The sequence below is a fragment of the Rhizobium sp. UGM030330-04 genome (assembly GCF_003208455.1).
Taxonomy (GTDB): domain Bacteria; phylum Pseudomonadota; class Alphaproteobacteria; order Rhizobiales; family Rhizobiaceae; genus Agrobacterium; species Agrobacterium rhizogenes_A.
Genome location: NZ_QKML01000007.1, coordinates 151,578 through 165,198, shown reverse-complemented (window position 1 = coordinate 165,198; position 13,621 = coordinate 151,578). Strand labels below are relative to the sequence as shown.

General features: G+C 59.2%; 14 protein-coding genes. All 14 read left to right on the top strand.

The genetic code is table 11. The annotated features are described in order from the left end of the window. Positions 1–28 precede the first annotated feature (28 nt). The 14 genes from N434_RS12795 (at position 29) to N434_RS12730 (ending at position 13,619) form a co-directional block, all read left to right on the top strand. Complete coding sequence (locus tag N434_RS12795) at positions 29–934, top strand: class II glutamine amidotransferase (RefSeq protein ID WP_110758167.1); 906 nt, start codon at positions 29–31, stop codon at positions 932–934. A gap of 37 nt (positions 935–971) precedes the next feature. After that, positions 972–1,658 (top strand): GXGXG domain-containing protein, encoded by a 687-nt coding sequence (locus N434_RS12790; RefSeq protein ID WP_110758165.1) that lies wholly within the window; start codon positions 972–974, stop codon positions 1,656–1,658. Between the two features lie 16 nt (positions 1,659–1,674). Beyond that, positions 1,675–3,003, top strand: a complete 1,329-nt coding sequence (locus N434_RS12785) for an FMN-binding glutamate synthase family protein (RefSeq protein ID WP_065117324.1) — start codon at positions 1,675–1,677, stop codon at positions 3,001–3,003. A gap of 85 nt (positions 3,004–3,088) precedes the next feature. Further along, positions 3,089–4,396: a type III glutamate--ammonia ligase gene (gene glnT, locus N434_RS12780; protein ID WP_110758163.1), complete on the top strand. Its 1,308-nt coding sequence runs from the start codon at positions 3,089–3,091 to the stop codon at positions 4,394–4,396. Positions 4,397–4,484: 88 nt separating this feature from the next. Continuing rightward, on the top strand, positions 4,485–5,369 hold the full coding sequence (purU, locus tag N434_RS12775; protein ID WP_110758161.1) for a formyltetrahydrofolate deformylase: 885 nt from the start codon (positions 4,485–4,487) through the stop codon (positions 5,367–5,369). A gap of 158 nt (positions 5,370–5,527) precedes the next feature. Beyond that, positions 5,528–6,223 carry a GntR family transcriptional regulator gene (locus N434_RS12770; RefSeq protein ID WP_110758159.1) on the top strand — a complete coding sequence of 232 codons (696 nt, stop codon included), beginning with the start codon at positions 5,528–5,530 and terminating at the stop codon, positions 6,221–6,223. A gap of 183 nt (positions 6,224–6,406) precedes the next feature. Then, positions 6,407–7,267, top strand: coding sequence for a transporter substrate-binding domain-containing protein (locus N434_RS12765; RefSeq protein ID WP_065117328.1), 861 nt, complete (start codon positions 6,407–6,409; stop codon positions 7,265–7,267). Between the two features lie 75 nt (positions 7,268–7,342). After that, positions 7,343–8,032 carry an amino acid ABC transporter permease gene (locus N434_RS12760; protein WP_046799979.1) on the top strand — a complete coding sequence of 230 codons (690 nt, stop codon included), beginning with the start codon at positions 7,343–7,345 and terminating at the stop codon, positions 8,030–8,032. A gap of 29 nt (positions 8,033–8,061) precedes the next feature. Beyond that, the gene (locus tag N434_RS12755; RefSeq protein WP_110758157.1) at positions 8,062–8,793 is read left to right on the top strand and encodes an amino acid ABC transporter ATP-binding protein; all 732 of its coding nucleotides are present in this window, start codon (positions 8,062–8,064) and stop codon (positions 8,791–8,793) included. Positions 8,794–8,891: 98 nt separating this feature from the next. Further along, positions 8,892–10,070, top strand: coding sequence for an iron-containing alcohol dehydrogenase (locus N434_RS12750; RefSeq protein ID WP_110758155.1), 1,179 nt, complete (start codon positions 8,892–8,894; stop codon positions 10,068–10,070). A 117-nt stretch (positions 10,071–10,187) separates the two neighbouring features. Further along, positions 10,188–10,790 carry an amino acid synthesis family protein gene (locus N434_RS12745; RefSeq protein ID WP_006316014.1) on the top strand — a complete coding sequence of 201 codons (603 nt, stop codon included), beginning with the start codon at positions 10,188–10,190 and terminating at the stop codon, positions 10,788–10,790. 11 nt (positions 10,791–10,801) lie between these two features. Beyond that, complete coding sequence (locus tag N434_RS12740; protein ID WP_110758153.1) at positions 10,802–11,647, top strand: alpha/beta fold hydrolase; 846 nt, start codon at positions 10,802–10,804, stop codon at positions 11,645–11,647. Beyond that, the gene (locus N434_RS12735; protein ID WP_110758151.1) at positions 11,644–12,582 is read left to right on the top strand and encodes a flavin reductase family protein; all 939 of its coding nucleotides are present in this window, start codon (positions 11,644–11,646) and stop codon (positions 12,580–12,582) included. Before N434_RS12740 ends, N434_RS12735 begins: the two co-directional genes overlap by 4 nt. Next, entirely contained in the window at positions 12,579–13,619 is a 1,041-nt protein-coding gene (locus N434_RS12730; RefSeq protein ID WP_110758149.1) for an LLM class flavin-dependent oxidoreductase, read from the top strand. The genes N434_RS12735 and N434_RS12730 overlap by 4 nt, the downstream gene beginning before the upstream one ends. Positions 13,620–13,621: the final 2 nt, after the last annotated feature.

Here is a 13,621-nt window from a genome sequence, read left to right as displayed (position 1 = left end):
ATTCAGAAACGAATGGAGGTGCCTGTCGATGTGCGGCATTGTTGGACTATTCCTGAAAGACAAAAGCCTTGAGCCGCAGCTGGGTCAGCTGCTCTCGGACATGCTCGTCACCATGACCGATCGCGGCCCGGATTCGGCTGGGATTGCGATCTATGGCAGCGCTGCCAATGGCCGCGCGAAAGTGACGATCCAGTCGGCTGATCCCATCGCCGATTTCTCCGGCCTCGCTGAAGTGCTGAAGGAAAATGGCGTTAACGCCGTGGTCACGGTGAAAAGCACCCACGCTGTTCTGGATATTCCGTCCGAAAAGCTGGGCAGCATTCGTGCGGTTCTTGCCGCCATCCGTCCTGATGTCCGGGTCATGGGCTCCGGCGACAGCGTGGAAATCTACAAGGAAACCGGCCTGCCGAAAGACGTTGTCGCCCGTTTCGACGTGCGCTCCATGGCCGGCAGCCATGGCATCGGCCACACTCGTATGGCAACGGAATCGGCGGTTACGACGCTGGGCGCGCATCCCTTTTCCACCGGTGCCGACCAGTGCCTCGTGCATAATGGCTCGCTTTCCAACCACAATAATCTGCGCCGCGAACTGGTGCGCGAGGGCATGACGTTCGAGACCCAGAACGACTCGGAAGTCGCCGCCGCCTATCTCACGGCTGAGATGGCCAAGGGCAAGGATTTAGGCGAGGCGCTCGAGGGTGCGCTCGATGATCTCGACGGCTTCTTCACCTTCGTCGTTGGTACCAAATCCGGCTTTGGCGTGGTGCGTGATCCCATCGCCTGCAAGCCCGCTGTCATGGCTGAGACCGACCAATATGTCGCTTTCGGCTCGGAATATCGCGCGCTGGTCAATCTGCCCGGCATCGAAAATGCCCGCGTCTGGGAGCCGGAACCGGCGACCGTCTATTTCTGGGACCATGAAAAGGCTGCCTGAGACCCGTCATCGGCGCCTGTTTTGAAAGTCATAATCCATGCCAGTTTTCGATCTCTCCCACACGCCATTGCGTGAACTCAACAGTGCTCTCCACGGCCTTTCCTCTGGAGCCAACGACACCGAATTCGAAGTGGTCAATCCGCGCGGCCATCATGCCGTGGCTGTCGGCATCGACAGCCCTGTGATCGTCGAGGTACGCGGCTCCGTCGGTTATTATTGTGCGGGCATGAATGATGGCGGCACCGTCACCGTGCACGGTTCGGTCGGGCCGGGCGTTGCGGAAAACATGATGTCCGGCACCGTCGTCATCGAGGGCGACGCTTCGCAATATGCCGGCGCCACCGGTCGCGGCGGGCTTCTGGTCATCAGGGGCAATGCCGCCTCCCGCTGCGGCATTTCCATGAAGGGCATCGATATCGTCGTGAAGGGCAATATCGGCCACATGTCCGCTTTCATGGGCCAGTCCGGCCATCTCGTCGTCTGCGGTGATGCGGGCGATGCGCTGGGCGATTCCCTTTATGAGGCGAAGCTTTTTGTGCGCGGTTCGGTGAAAAGCCTGGGTGCTGATTGCATCGAAAAGGAGATGCGTCCGGAACATCTCGAAAAGCTTGCCGAACTCCTCGAAAAGGCCGGCGTCACCGATGTCAGTCCCGGTGAGTTCAAGCGCTACGGCTCGGCCCGCACGCTCTACAATTTCAACATCGACAACGCCGACGCGTATTGAGGCGAGGGATATTCCGATGAGCTATCACAACCCCTTCACCCCGCCGCGTAAATCCGCAACATTCGATGATCACACGCTGGCGGAAATCCGCCGCGCGGCGGCGACCGGCATCTATGACATTCGCGGTGCGGGCACCAAGCGCAAGGTGCCGCATTTCGACGACCTCTTGTTTCTTGGCGCCTCCATCTCGCGTTATCCGCTCGAGGGTTACCGCGAGAAATGCGATACGACCGTCACGCTCGGCACACGTTTCGCCAAAAAGCCGATCACGTTGAAAACGCCGATCACCATTGCCGGCATGAGCTTCGGCGCGCTTTCGGGCAATGCTAAGGAAGCGCTCGGCCGTGGCGCGACCATCGCCGGCACGTCCACCACGACGGGTGATGGCGGCATGACCGATGAGGAGCGCGGTCATAGCCAGACGCTGGTTTACCAGTATCTGCCCTCACGTTACGGCATGAACCCCAAAGACCTGCGCCGTGCGGACGCCATCGAGGTCGTGGTCGGCCAGGGCGCGAAGCCGGGCGGTGGCGGCATGTTGCTCGGCCAGAAGATTTCCGATCGCGTCGCCAACATGCGCAACCTGCCGAAGGGCATCGACCAGCGCTCCGCCTGCCGCCATCCCGATTGGACCGGCCCGGATGATCTGGAAATCAAGATCCTAGAACTGCGCGAAATCACTGACTGGGAAAAACCGATCTACATCAAGGTCGGTGGTGCACGCCCCTATTACGACACGGCTTTGGCGGTGAAAGCCGGTGCCGATGTGGTGGTGCTTGACGGTATGCAGGGCGGCACGGCCGCGACGCAGGATGTGTTCATCGAAAATGTCGGCATGCCAACGCTCGCCTGCATTCGCCCCGCCGTGCAGGCGCTTCAGGATCTCGGCATGCACCGCAAGGTGCAGCTCATCGTCTCCGGCGGCATTCGTTCAGGCGCTGATGTCGCCAAGGCGTTGGCGCTTGGTGCCGATGCGGTTGCGATTGGAACGGCGGCACTGGTGGCGTTGGGTGACAATGATCCGCATTGGGAAGCGGAATACCAGAAACTCGGCACCACCGCCGGCGCTTATGATGACTGGCATGAGGGCAAAGACCCCGCCGGCATCACCACGCAGGACCCGGAATTGGCAGCACGCCTTGATCCCGTTGCCGCCGGCCGCCGCCTCGCCAATTACCTGAAGGTCATGACGCTCGAGGCGCAGACCATCGCGCGCGCCTGCGGCAAAAACCATCTCCACAATCTGGAGCCGGAAGATCTGGTGGCGTTGACCATGGAGGCTGCGGCAATGGCGCAGGTTCCGCTGGCGGGAACGAGTTGGTTCCCGGGGAAAGGCAGCTTTTAAGCCATAAAGAACGGACGGGCGCATTTGGGAGGATGTGCCCGTCTTTTTTCAATGAAGTGTCTGATACCAAAAAAAGGGGAATGACGTGACACTGGACCTCTCCAAATTTGCTGCCGAAAACGGCATCAAATATTTCATGATCAGTTATACCGATCTCTTCGGCGGCCAGCGCGCCAAGCTGGTTCCTGCGGAAGCCATTGCCGATATGCAGAAGGGCGGGGCGGGTTTTGCCGGTTTTGCCACATGGTTCGATCTGACGCCTGCTCATCCCGATCTTTTTGCCGTGCCCGATGCCTCCTCGGTCATCCAGCTTCCGTGGAAAAGGGATGTCGCCTGGGTCGCTGCCGATTGCGTGATGGAAGACCAGCCGGTGGAACAGGCGCCGCGCGTGGTTTTAAAAAAGCTCATCGCGGAAGCGGCAAGCGAGGGGCTGCGGGTCAAGACCGGCGTTGAGCCGGAATTTTTCCTGATTTCGCCTGACGGGGCGAAAATCTCCGACGAATACGATACGGCGGAAAAGCCGTGCTACGACCAGCAGGCTGTTATGCGCCGTTACGATGTGATCGCCGAGATTTGCGATTACATGCTGGAACTGGGCTGGAAGCCCTACCAGAACGACCATGAGGACGCGAATGGCCAGTTCGAGATGAACTGGGAATATGATGACGCGCTGCAGACTGCCGACAAACATTCCTTTTTCAAGTTCATGGTCAAATCCGTCGCCGAAAAGCACGGGCTGCGCGCAACCTTCATGCCGAAGCCTTTCAAGGGCCTGACTGGCAATGGCTGCCATGCCCATATCTCGGTCTGGGATCTCGACGGCAAGATCAATGCCTTTGCCGACAAGGCGATGCCTTTCGGGCTTTCCGCCAAGGGCAAGACCTTTCTCGGTGGCATCATGAAACACGCGTCGGCCCTTGCAGCGGTTACCAATCCGACGGTCAATTCCTACAAGCGCATCAACGCACCGCGCACCATTTCGGGCGCTACCTGGGCGCCGAACACGGTGACATGGACCGGTAATAACCGCACCCATATGGTGCGCGTGCCGGGGCCGGGGCGGTTTGAACTGCGCCTGCCGGATGGCGCGGTAAACCCCTATCTCCTGCAGGCCATCATCATCGCCGCCGGCCTCTCCGGTGTCCGTTCAAAGGCCGATCCCGGTCCGCATCACGACATCGACATGTATCGCGAGGGGCACAAGGTCACGGATGCCCCGAAGCTGCCGCTCAATCTTCTCGATGCGCTGCGCGAATATGAGAAGGATGCGGAATTGCAGCAGGCGCTGGGCGTTGAATTCTCGAAAGCCTATCTCAAGCTCAAGCAGGGTGAGTGGAACAGCTATTGCTCGCAGTTCACCGCCTGGGAGCATCAGACCACGCTCGACGTTTGAACCCGGTTTCCCCGCCGCCCTTGCGGCTCTTCCCGCGCTCGTCAAACGGCGCGGGTTTTTCCCTTATTGATGACAGAGAGAACGCCAGATGACGAATTTCGTCCTGACCGTAACATGCAAGTCCACCCGTGGCATCGTCGCCGCCCTTTCAGGCTTTCTGGCTGACAAGGGCTGCAACATCATCGACAGTTCGCAGTTCGATGATCTGGGCACGGGTCGTTTCTTCATGCGTGTGGGTTTCATTTCGGAGGAGGGAGCAAAACGCGACGAGCTTATGACCGGGCTTGCACCGATCTCGGAAAAGTTCGGCATGGAGGTGGCGCTGCACGACCAGTCCGAACGGATGAGGGTTCTTTTGATGGTGTCGCGCTTCGGTCATTGCCTCAACGATCTGCTGTATCGCTGGCGCATCGGCGCCCTGCCGATCGATATTGTCGGCGTGGTCTCCAACCACTTCGAATACCAGAAGGTCGTCGTCAACCACGACATTCCCTTCCACCACATTCCGGTGACGAAAGAAAACAAGCCGCAGGCTGAAGCTCGGATCATGGAGATCGTCGAAAGCACCGGAACGGAACTCATCGTGCTCGCCCGTTACATGCAGGTGCTATCCGACAGGATGTGCGCGGCGATGTCGGGTAAGATCATCAATATTCACCATTCCTTCCTGCCATCCTTCAAGGGCGCCAATCCCTATAAACAGGCCTATCAGCGCGGTGTGAAGCTGATCGGTGCGACGGCGCATTATGTGACTGCGGATCTGGATGAAGGCCCGATCATCGAACAGGATATCGTGCGCATCACCCACGCCCAGAGTGCGGAGGATTACGTGTCGCTTGGCCGCGATGTGGAAGCGCAGGTGCTGGCCCGCGCCATTCACGCCCACATCCACCGGCGGGTATTCCTGAACGGCAGCCGAACCGTGGTGTTTCCGCCCGGTCCCGGCTCCTATGCCTCGGAACGAATGGGATAAGGTTTCCCGGTGCTGCGGCAGGCTGTCCTGCCGCGCGGTCTGCTGTTGCCATAAAGATGATGCGCGGCTAAATAAGTTGGTACGCCATAATATCAAGAGCCAGAACCTGCTTTGGCGTGCGGCGAGCCGAAGCGGAATGTGCCAAACGAGGTGATACCATGACCGGTGCTTTGCAGGGAACTGCCATTCGCGTTGAGCGTCCGACGAAAACGCTGAGGGAACTCGCGCTCGACAAGGTGCGGGATGCCATCGTGAATGGTTATTTCCGCCCGGGAGACCGTCTTGTGGAGCGTGATCTCTGCGCCCAGCTCGGCGTTTCCCGCACCATTGTGCGTGAGGTTCTGCGGCATCTGGAATCCGAAGGGCTGGTGGCGAATTTGCCCAATAAGGGGCCTATGGTCGCGCTGCTCGATCTCGATGAGGCCAAGCAGATTTACGAAATTCGCGGTGCGCTGGAGGGAATGGCGGCACGTCTTTGCGCCGAACGCCGCGATCCCACCATTGTCGAGGCGCTGGAGGTTTCGCTCGGGCACATCCGTGAAAGTTATCTCGCGAAGGATATGCCCGGCGTGCTGGCACATACCTCGTCCTTTTACCAGACCTTGTTCAGCAAGATCGACCGGCATGTCGCCTGGGGCGTCGTCAATCTGCTGACGGTTCGGATCAACCATCTGCGCTCCATGACCATCAAGACGAAAAGCCGCGACACTGACGGTCCGGCGCAGATGGAAAAGATCGTTGAGGCCATCCGAAAGGGAGACGGTGACGCTGCCTACAAGGCCGCGCTCGATCACGTCACAAGCGCCTGCGCCATCGCCGAAGCCGTTCTGACGGCGCAAAAAACCGCCGACTGACGGTTTTCGGCACTCCGATTATCCCGCCCTTGTGGTTACCCTGCCGGGAGCCGCAAGGTTGCGGTTATTATGTTTATCTTTGTTTTTCAGTAATTTAGAAAAATCCTCGACCGCTTCTTGACAGGGTAAACCGTTTGGTGTGATGGTATGCCATAATAAATAATATAAAGAGCGGAGCTTAATATGAACTGGAATCCGATTTCCCGGAAATGCACAGCCGTGCGCGCCAAAACCTTTCTGGCGGGCGTTGCCATCACTCTTTTTGCCGGTGCTGCTGTTGCTCAGGACTGCACACCGAAAATATCCGACGATCATCTCATCAAGCCCGGTCATCTCGTCATGGCCACCAGCCCGACCCTGCCGCCCATGGCCTATGCGGATCAGCAGGGTGTCCTTAAAGGGCTGCGCATTGAGCTGGGTTATGAAATCGCCAAGCGTCTGTGCCTGAAGCCGGAATATATCAGCACCGAATATGCGACCATGGTGCCGGGCCTGCAGGGTGGCCGCTGGGACATGATCAATGCCGGCCTGTTCGTGACGGCAGAGCGACGCAAGATCCTGTTCATGATCCCCTATGAAAACCTCGCCATCAGCATTTCCACGGCGGTCGGTGCATCCGATCCCATCACCAAGGTCGATGATCTCGCCGGCAAGGCCGTCAGCACCGATATTGGCGGTTATGCCGAGCGCAAGATCAAGGAACTGAACGAGGACTTCAAGAAGCGCGGTCTGGCGCCGATGACGATCAACCTCTTCGACAATTATGCGACGGTTTATCAGGCGTTGCGCGCCGGCCAGGTGCAGGCGGCGGTATCGATCGATCCGGTTGCCAAGCAATATCAGGATCGCGGTGAATTCACCCATGCGCTTTCCGGCATGTATCCCACACCCGGTTCGCTTTCCTTCGGTAACAAGGACGTCGCCGACGCCGTTTCTGCCGCTCTGAAGGAGATGAAGGCCGATGGCGCGCTCGAGAAGCTGATGGGCGGGTATGGCGTCAGCATTGCGCCGGGCGATCTCGCCGTTCTCGGCCCGGAAGGCTGAATTCCATCCATCTGAACAGTCATCGCGGCGGGAAAGCTCTCGCCGCGACCGTTCCCGCATGAATTGGAGAAAGACGTGAAGGGTTGGAACTGGGAAGGTTTCTTCGAATATCTGACGAATTATTATCTGTTCGAGGGCGCGCTGGTGACGCTCGGCCTCACTGTTTTCGCCATGACGGCGGGTCTGGCGCTGGGCTTCGTTATTGCGGTGATGCGCATGTCGAAATACCGGTTCCTGTCCGGGCCGGCCTATTTCTACACCTGGATCTTTCGCGGCACCCCGCTTCTGGTGCAGCTCATCATCATCTATACCGGTCTGCCGCAGATCGGCATCAAGCTGACGGTTCTGCAATCAACGCTGATTGGCCTGTCGCTCTGTGAAGCGGCCTATCTGTCGGAAATCGTCCGGGCGGGCATTGCCGCGGTTCCAAAGGGCCAGATCAATGCTGCCCGCGCCATCGGCATGACCGAGGCGCAGGTGATGCGGTACATCGTTGCGCCGCAGGCTTTCCGCATCATCATTCCGCCGCTCGGCAATTCCGTCAACGGCGTGCTCAAGACGACGTCGATCGCTTCGATCATTTCCATGGAAGAGCTTCTGCGCCGCACGCAGGTGCTCATTCAGGAAAAGTTCCTGGTTCTCGAACTCTTTATGGTCGCAGCCCTTTATTACCTCGCCATGACGACCGCCTGGGAACTGATCCAGCGCCGGATCGAAAAGCGGTTCGGCAAGGCCTATGGCCCCATGTCGACTGACGTGCATTAAGGAGCGGTCCTATGTCGCAAGCAATCAGCATGATCGAACTACAATCCGTCAACAAATGGTACGGCCCGAATTTTCAGGTTCTGACCAATTGCAGCCTGAATGTCGCCAAGGGGGAAGTCGTCGTGATCTGCGGGCCTTCCGGTTCCGGAAAATCGACCCTGATCAAATGCGTCAATGCGCTGGAGACGATTGGCAACGGCGTCATCACGGTCAATGGTGTGGAGGTGACAGATCCTAAGACCGATATGCCGAAACTGCGCTCCAGGGTGGGCATGGTGTTTCAGCATTTCGAACTTTTCCCGCATATGACGATCCTTGAAAATCTCTGCATCGGGCAGGAGAAGGTTCTGGGCCGTTCGCCGGCGGAAGCGCTTGCCAAGGCCAATGCCCTTCTCGAACGGGTGGGGTTGACGGCGCATGCCAGGAAATATCCCGGGCAATTGTCGGGCGGTCAGCAACAGCGCGTCGCCATTGCCCGTGCGCTGGCGATGGACCCGGTCGCCATGCTCTTCGATGAGCCGACATCGGCGCTCGATCCGGAAATGATCAACGAGGTCCTCGACGTCATGGTCTCGCTCGCGCAGGAGGGCATGACGATGATGGTGGTGACGCATGAGATGGGTTTTGCCCGCAAGGTGGCGGACCGCATCGTTTTCATGGATGGCGGCGAAATCGTGGAAATCGGTGAGGGTGACAGTTTCTTCACCGATCCGAAGACGGAGCGTGCCCGCTCCTTCCTGTCGAAAATCCTGGCGCACTAGGCTCGTCTCGGCCGGAGCGGGATAACGATATTCCGCTTCAGGTCATCGGGCCTTCGGCCTTTCCGAACAATGCAGAATGAGATTGGCGGAGAACTGCAATGATAAACCGTGTCCTGATGCCCCGCGAAATGCTGATCGGCGGCGGCAGCCGTTTCCGATTGCCGGCCATGCTGAAATCGCTCGGCGTCAATCGTCCTCTGCTCGTCTGTGACCCCGTGATGCAGAAGCTCGGCCATGCCGATGCGCTTTTGCAGGCGCTTTCAGGCGAAGGCATAAATGGCGCCATTTTCTCCGAGGTCGTTGAGGACCCGACGGACATATCGATCGCTGCTTTAGTGAAGCGCATTTCCGATGGTAGTCATGACGGTCTTGTCGCCGTCGGTGGCGGCAGCGCCATGGATACCGCAAAGGCAGGCGCCATCGTCGCGACCAGCGGCGAAGAGTTGCGCACCCTGAAGGTGCCGCGGATCGTGGATTTCGCCGTCATGCCGGTGATTGCTATCCCCACCACCGCCGGCACCGGATCGGAAGTGACACGCGCCGCCGTCGTTACCGATACGGTGGCGAGCGAAAAAATGCTGATCCTTGGCACCGCCGCTTTGCCTGTCGCCGCCATCATCGATTACGAACTGACGCTGACCTGCCCCTACCGCGTCACCGTCGATACCGGCATCGATGCGTTGACCCACGCGCTGGAGGCGCTGGTCAACCGTAACGGCAATGCCCATTCCGAAGCGCTGGCGCTTTCCGCGCTGAAGCTGATCGGCGCAAATCTTGAAAAAGTGGCTGATAATCCTGATGACCGGGATGCGCGCGAAGCGATGATGCTGGGCGCAACCCATGCCGGGCTTGCCGTCTCCAACACATCGACTGCGCTGATCCATGGTCTCAGCCGGCCGGTAGGTGCTTTTTTCCATGTGCCGCATGGCATGTCGAACGCGATGGTGCTGCCACTGGTCACGCAGTTTTCGCTAAATTCCGCTTTGCCGCATTATGCCGCCGCCGCCCGTGCGCTGGGTTGTGCCAGTGCGGCGGATAGCGACCAGATTGCCGGCACAAAGCTGGTGGAGGCCTTCATCGGTCTGAACAGGCGGCTAAAGGTGCCGACCCCGCAAGAGTTCGGCATCGACAGGAGCCGCTATCTCGAACTGTTGCCGGAAATGGTGCGTCAGGGCCTCGCGTCCGGCACGCCCGCCAATAACCCCCGGGTGCCCACAATTGCCGAAATGACGCGTCTGTACAAGCTCGCCTATGACGGAAGCATCGCAGAATTCTAAGGTGTAACATACTGTTAAAATTAATGATTTTCGATTTTGAAAACGAAAATCATCTGGCTCTTGACAGCAATGTATTATGGCATACCATAAGATATCATATTTACGGAGAGAACGCCCATGTCCATCCAGATCCGCAAGACCCTGCTGCAGGTCGAAACGACGTTGATTGAGGGAGGCAAGGCTGCCGCTACGCCCTTGAAGCTGTTCAGCGCGATTGCGGTCGTGAAAAATCCCTGGGCGGGAAAAGGCTTCGTCGAAAACCTGAAGCCGGAAATCCATGCCGGTGCGCCCGTGCTGGGTGAATTGCTGACGAAGATGATCCTTGATGCCGTCGGCTCGGGTGAGGCCGTCGAGGCCTATGGCAAGGCGGCGGTCGTCGGGCTGGATGGCGAGATCGAACATGCGTCCGCGCTCATCCACACGTTGCGGTTTGGCAATCACTATCGCCAGGCGGTTGGCGCGAAATCTTACCTGGCCTTCTGTAACACCCGTGGTCCGGGCAATGCACCGATCATGATCCCGCTGATGGACAAGAATGATGAAGGCCGCCGTTCGCATTATCTGACCATTCAGACCGCCATTCCCGATGCCCCGGCCGCCGATGAGATCGTCGTCGCACTCGGCGCTTCGGTTGGCGGCCGGCCTCACCACCGCATTGGCGACCGTTACCAGGATCTGCAGGATCTCGGTCAGGACGTTGCCAACCCGGCCGGCGTTTGAGGGTGACGCCAATGCAGGAGGCCGCCACCACCTCACGGGTCAATGTTGCAAAGGCAGGTGCTGCCGTGCTCCCTCGCAAGACGACCGAGGGCGGGGCGGCTTATTTCGAAGCCGGTGCGGGTGAGGATCTGATCCTCATCCACGGCGTTGGCATGCGGCTTGAAGCATGGGAGCCGCAGATCGAAGTTTTTTCCCGGACGCACCGTGTCATTGCGGTCGATATGCCGGGCCATGGCGGCAGCGCACGTTTGGCCGCGGGCAGCACGCTTACGGATTTTGTCGGCTGGTTCGGCCGTTTTCTTGACGATATGCGGATCGCACGCGCCAATGTTGCCGGCCATTCCATGGGCGCATTGATTTCCGGCGGGGCGGCAGCAACCTTCGGAGATCGCATTGCGCGCGTCGGTTACCTGAACGGCGTCTATCGCCGTGATCCGGTGGCAAAGGCAGCGGTTCTTGCCCGTGCGGCGGCAATCCGCACCGAGGGCGTGGACAAGGAAGGTCCGCTGCTGCGCTGGTTCGGCGATGACGCCAAGAGCCAGCATGCGCGCGAACTGACACGCGGCTGGCTGGAAATGGTCGACCCGGAAGGCTACGCAGTTGCCTACACGGCCTTTGCGGGCGGGGATGAGACCTATGCGGATCGCTGGCCTTCGGTCGCTTGCCCCGCACTTTTCCTGACTGGTTCTGATGACCCGAATTCGACGCCGCTGATGGCCGAGCAGATGGCGGCAATCACGCCGCGCGGTTACGCTCGCATCGTTGAGGCGCACCGGCATATGGTCAATCTGACCGCACCTGAAACTGTCAATGCACTGATGGCCGAATGGCTGGCTATTGAGGAGGAGCCGCAATGACTGTTGCAACCCTTGACCCGCGCGCTCTGCGCGACGCATTCGGCGCTTTCGTGACGGGAGTAACGATCGTGACCACGCGGGATGACGCGGGAAAGCCGGTTGGCTTCACCGCAAATTCCTTCACTTCCGTTTCGCTCGATCCGCCGCTGCTGTTGATCTGCCTCGCACGCACCTCAAGCAATTTCGCGACGATGACCGGCGCAAAAAACTTCGCCGTCAACATTCTGTCGGAAAACCAGAAGGACCTGTCCAACACCTTCGCTCGTCCGGTGGAGGATCGTTTTGCCGCCGCCGCCTGGTCGGATGCACCGCAGGGATCGCCCGTCTTCGCTGATGTTGCGGCCTGGTTTGAGTGCTCCATGCAGGAGGTTATCGAGGCGGGTGACCACGTCATCCTGCTTGGGCGCATTGGTGCTTTCGACAATAGCGGCCTGAACGGTCTGGGCTATGCGCGTGGCGGTTATTTCACGCCGATGCTGGCCGCCAAGGCGGTCTCGGCGGCAGCCGAGGGCGAAATTACGGTTGGCGCCGTGCTGGAGCGGCGCGGCGAGATTTACCTCGTTGGTGATGACGTGCTGTCGCTGCCCGGCTGCGTCGTCGCAGGCGGTGATCCCGTTGCGGCGCTGACGTCGCGCCTTGAGGAGTTGACGGGCCTCTCCGTCAGGACGGGCTTCCTCTACTCCGTTTATGAAAACAAGGCGGATGGACGCCAGCATATCGTCTATCACGCGCTTGCCGAGGGTGACGACGCGCCGGAACAGGGTCGTTTCCTGTTGCCGAGTGCGCTTGGCTCCACAAAATTCGATTCCGCCGCGACCGCGGATATCGTCAATCGTTTCGCGCTGGAAAGTTCCATCGGCAATTTCGGTGTCTATGTCGGCAACGAGACCGCCGGCAAAGTCCATCCCATTTCCATGAAGGGGGCAAACCCATGAAATTTTCGCTCTTCGTCCACATGGAACGGCTGGACGCCTCGCAGGATCACAAGACGCTTTATGAAGAGTTCGTCACCCTTTGCGAAATCGCCGACCTTGGCGGCATGCATGCCATCTGGACCGGCGAACATCACGGCATGGATTTCACCATTGCCCCGAACCCCTTCGTAACGATTGCCGATCTCGCGCGCCGCACGAAGACGGCACGTCTCGGCACCGGCACGGTCATCGCGCCCTTCTGGCATCCGATCAAACTGGCGGGTGAAGCGGCGATGACGGATCTCATCTGCGATGGTCGCCTTGATATCGGCATTGCCCGCGGTGCCTATTCCTTTGAATATGAACGGCTGCTTCCCGGCCTCGACGCCTGGGGTGCCGGCCAGCGCATGCGCGAGCTGATCCCGGCCGTTAAAGGCGTCTGGGCGGGCGACTACGCTCATGATGGTGAATTCTACAAATTCCCCGCCACCACGTCGGCTCCCAAACCGCTGCAGCAGCCTTTCCCGCCGATCTGGGTGGCGGCGCGTGATCCGAATTCGCATGAATTCGCCGTCGCCAATGATTGCAACGTGCAGGTGACGCCGCTGTGGCAGGGCGATGACGAGGTGGAAACCCTGATGGGCCGCTTCAACGATGCATGCGCCAAAAACCCGGAAAAACAGCGGCCGAAAATCATGCTGCTGCGCCACACCTATGTGGGTTCCGATGCAGCCGATATCGCCCAGGCGGCGCATGAGATGAGCGTTTATTACAATTACTTCTTCGCTTGGTTCAAAAACGAGAAGCCGGTTCATCAGGGCCTCATCGAGCGTATTGCGCCGGAGGATATTGCCGGAAATGCCATGCTTTCCGGCGATGTCATGCGCAAGAACAATGTCGTCGGCGATGCCGATGAAGTCATTACCCGGCTTAAAGCCTATGAGGCCATGGGTTACGACGAATATTCCTTCTGGATCGACACCGGCATGAGCTTCGAGCGGAAGAAAGCCTCACTGGAGCGTTTCCTTTCCGATGTCATGCCGGCTTTCAAGGAGTAAGT

Bases quoted from the DNA above. Each gene is read 5' to 3' on its own strand.
- N434_RS12795 (WP_110758167.1), top strand. From the start codon at position 29: ATGTGCGGCATTGTTGGACTATTCCTGAAAGACAAAAGCCTTGAGCCG.
- N434_RS12790 (WP_110758165.1), top strand. From the start codon at position 972: ATGCCAGTTTTCGATCTCTCCCACACGCCATTGCGTGAACTCAACAGT.
- N434_RS12785 (WP_065117324.1), top strand. From the start codon at position 1,675: ATGAGCTATCACAACCCCTTCACCCCGCCGCGTAAATCCGCAACATTC.
- purU (WP_110758161.1), top strand. From the start codon at position 4,485: ATGACGAATTTCGTCCTGACCGTAACATGCAAGTCCACCCGTGGCATC.
- N434_RS12770 (WP_110758159.1), top strand. From the start codon at position 5,528: ATGACCGGTGCTTTGCAGGGAACTGCCATTCGCGTTGAGCGTCCGACG.
- N434_RS12765 (WP_065117328.1), top strand. From the start codon at position 6,407: ATGAACTGGAATCCGATTTCCCGGAAATGCACAGCCGTGCGCGCCAAA.
- N434_RS12755 (WP_110758157.1), top strand. From the start codon at position 8,062: ATGATCGAACTACAATCCGTCAACAAATGGTACGGCCCGAATTTTCAG.
- N434_RS12750 (WP_110758155.1), top strand. From the start codon at position 8,892: ATGATAAACCGTGTCCTGATGCCCCGCGAAATGCTGATCGGCGGCGGC.
- N434_RS12745 (WP_006316014.1), top strand. From the start codon at position 10,188: ATGTCCATCCAGATCCGCAAGACCCTGCTGCAGGTCGAAACGACGTTG.
- N434_RS12740 (WP_110758153.1), top strand. From the start codon at position 10,802: ATGCAGGAGGCCGCCACCACCTCACGGGTCAATGTTGCAAAGGCAGGT.
- N434_RS12735 (WP_110758151.1), top strand. From the start codon at position 11,644: ATGACTGTTGCAACCCTTGACCCGCGCGCTCTGCGCGACGCATTCGGC.
- N434_RS12730 (WP_110758149.1), top strand. From the start codon at position 12,579: ATGAAATTTTCGCTCTTCGTCCACATGGAACGGCTGGACGCCTCGCAG.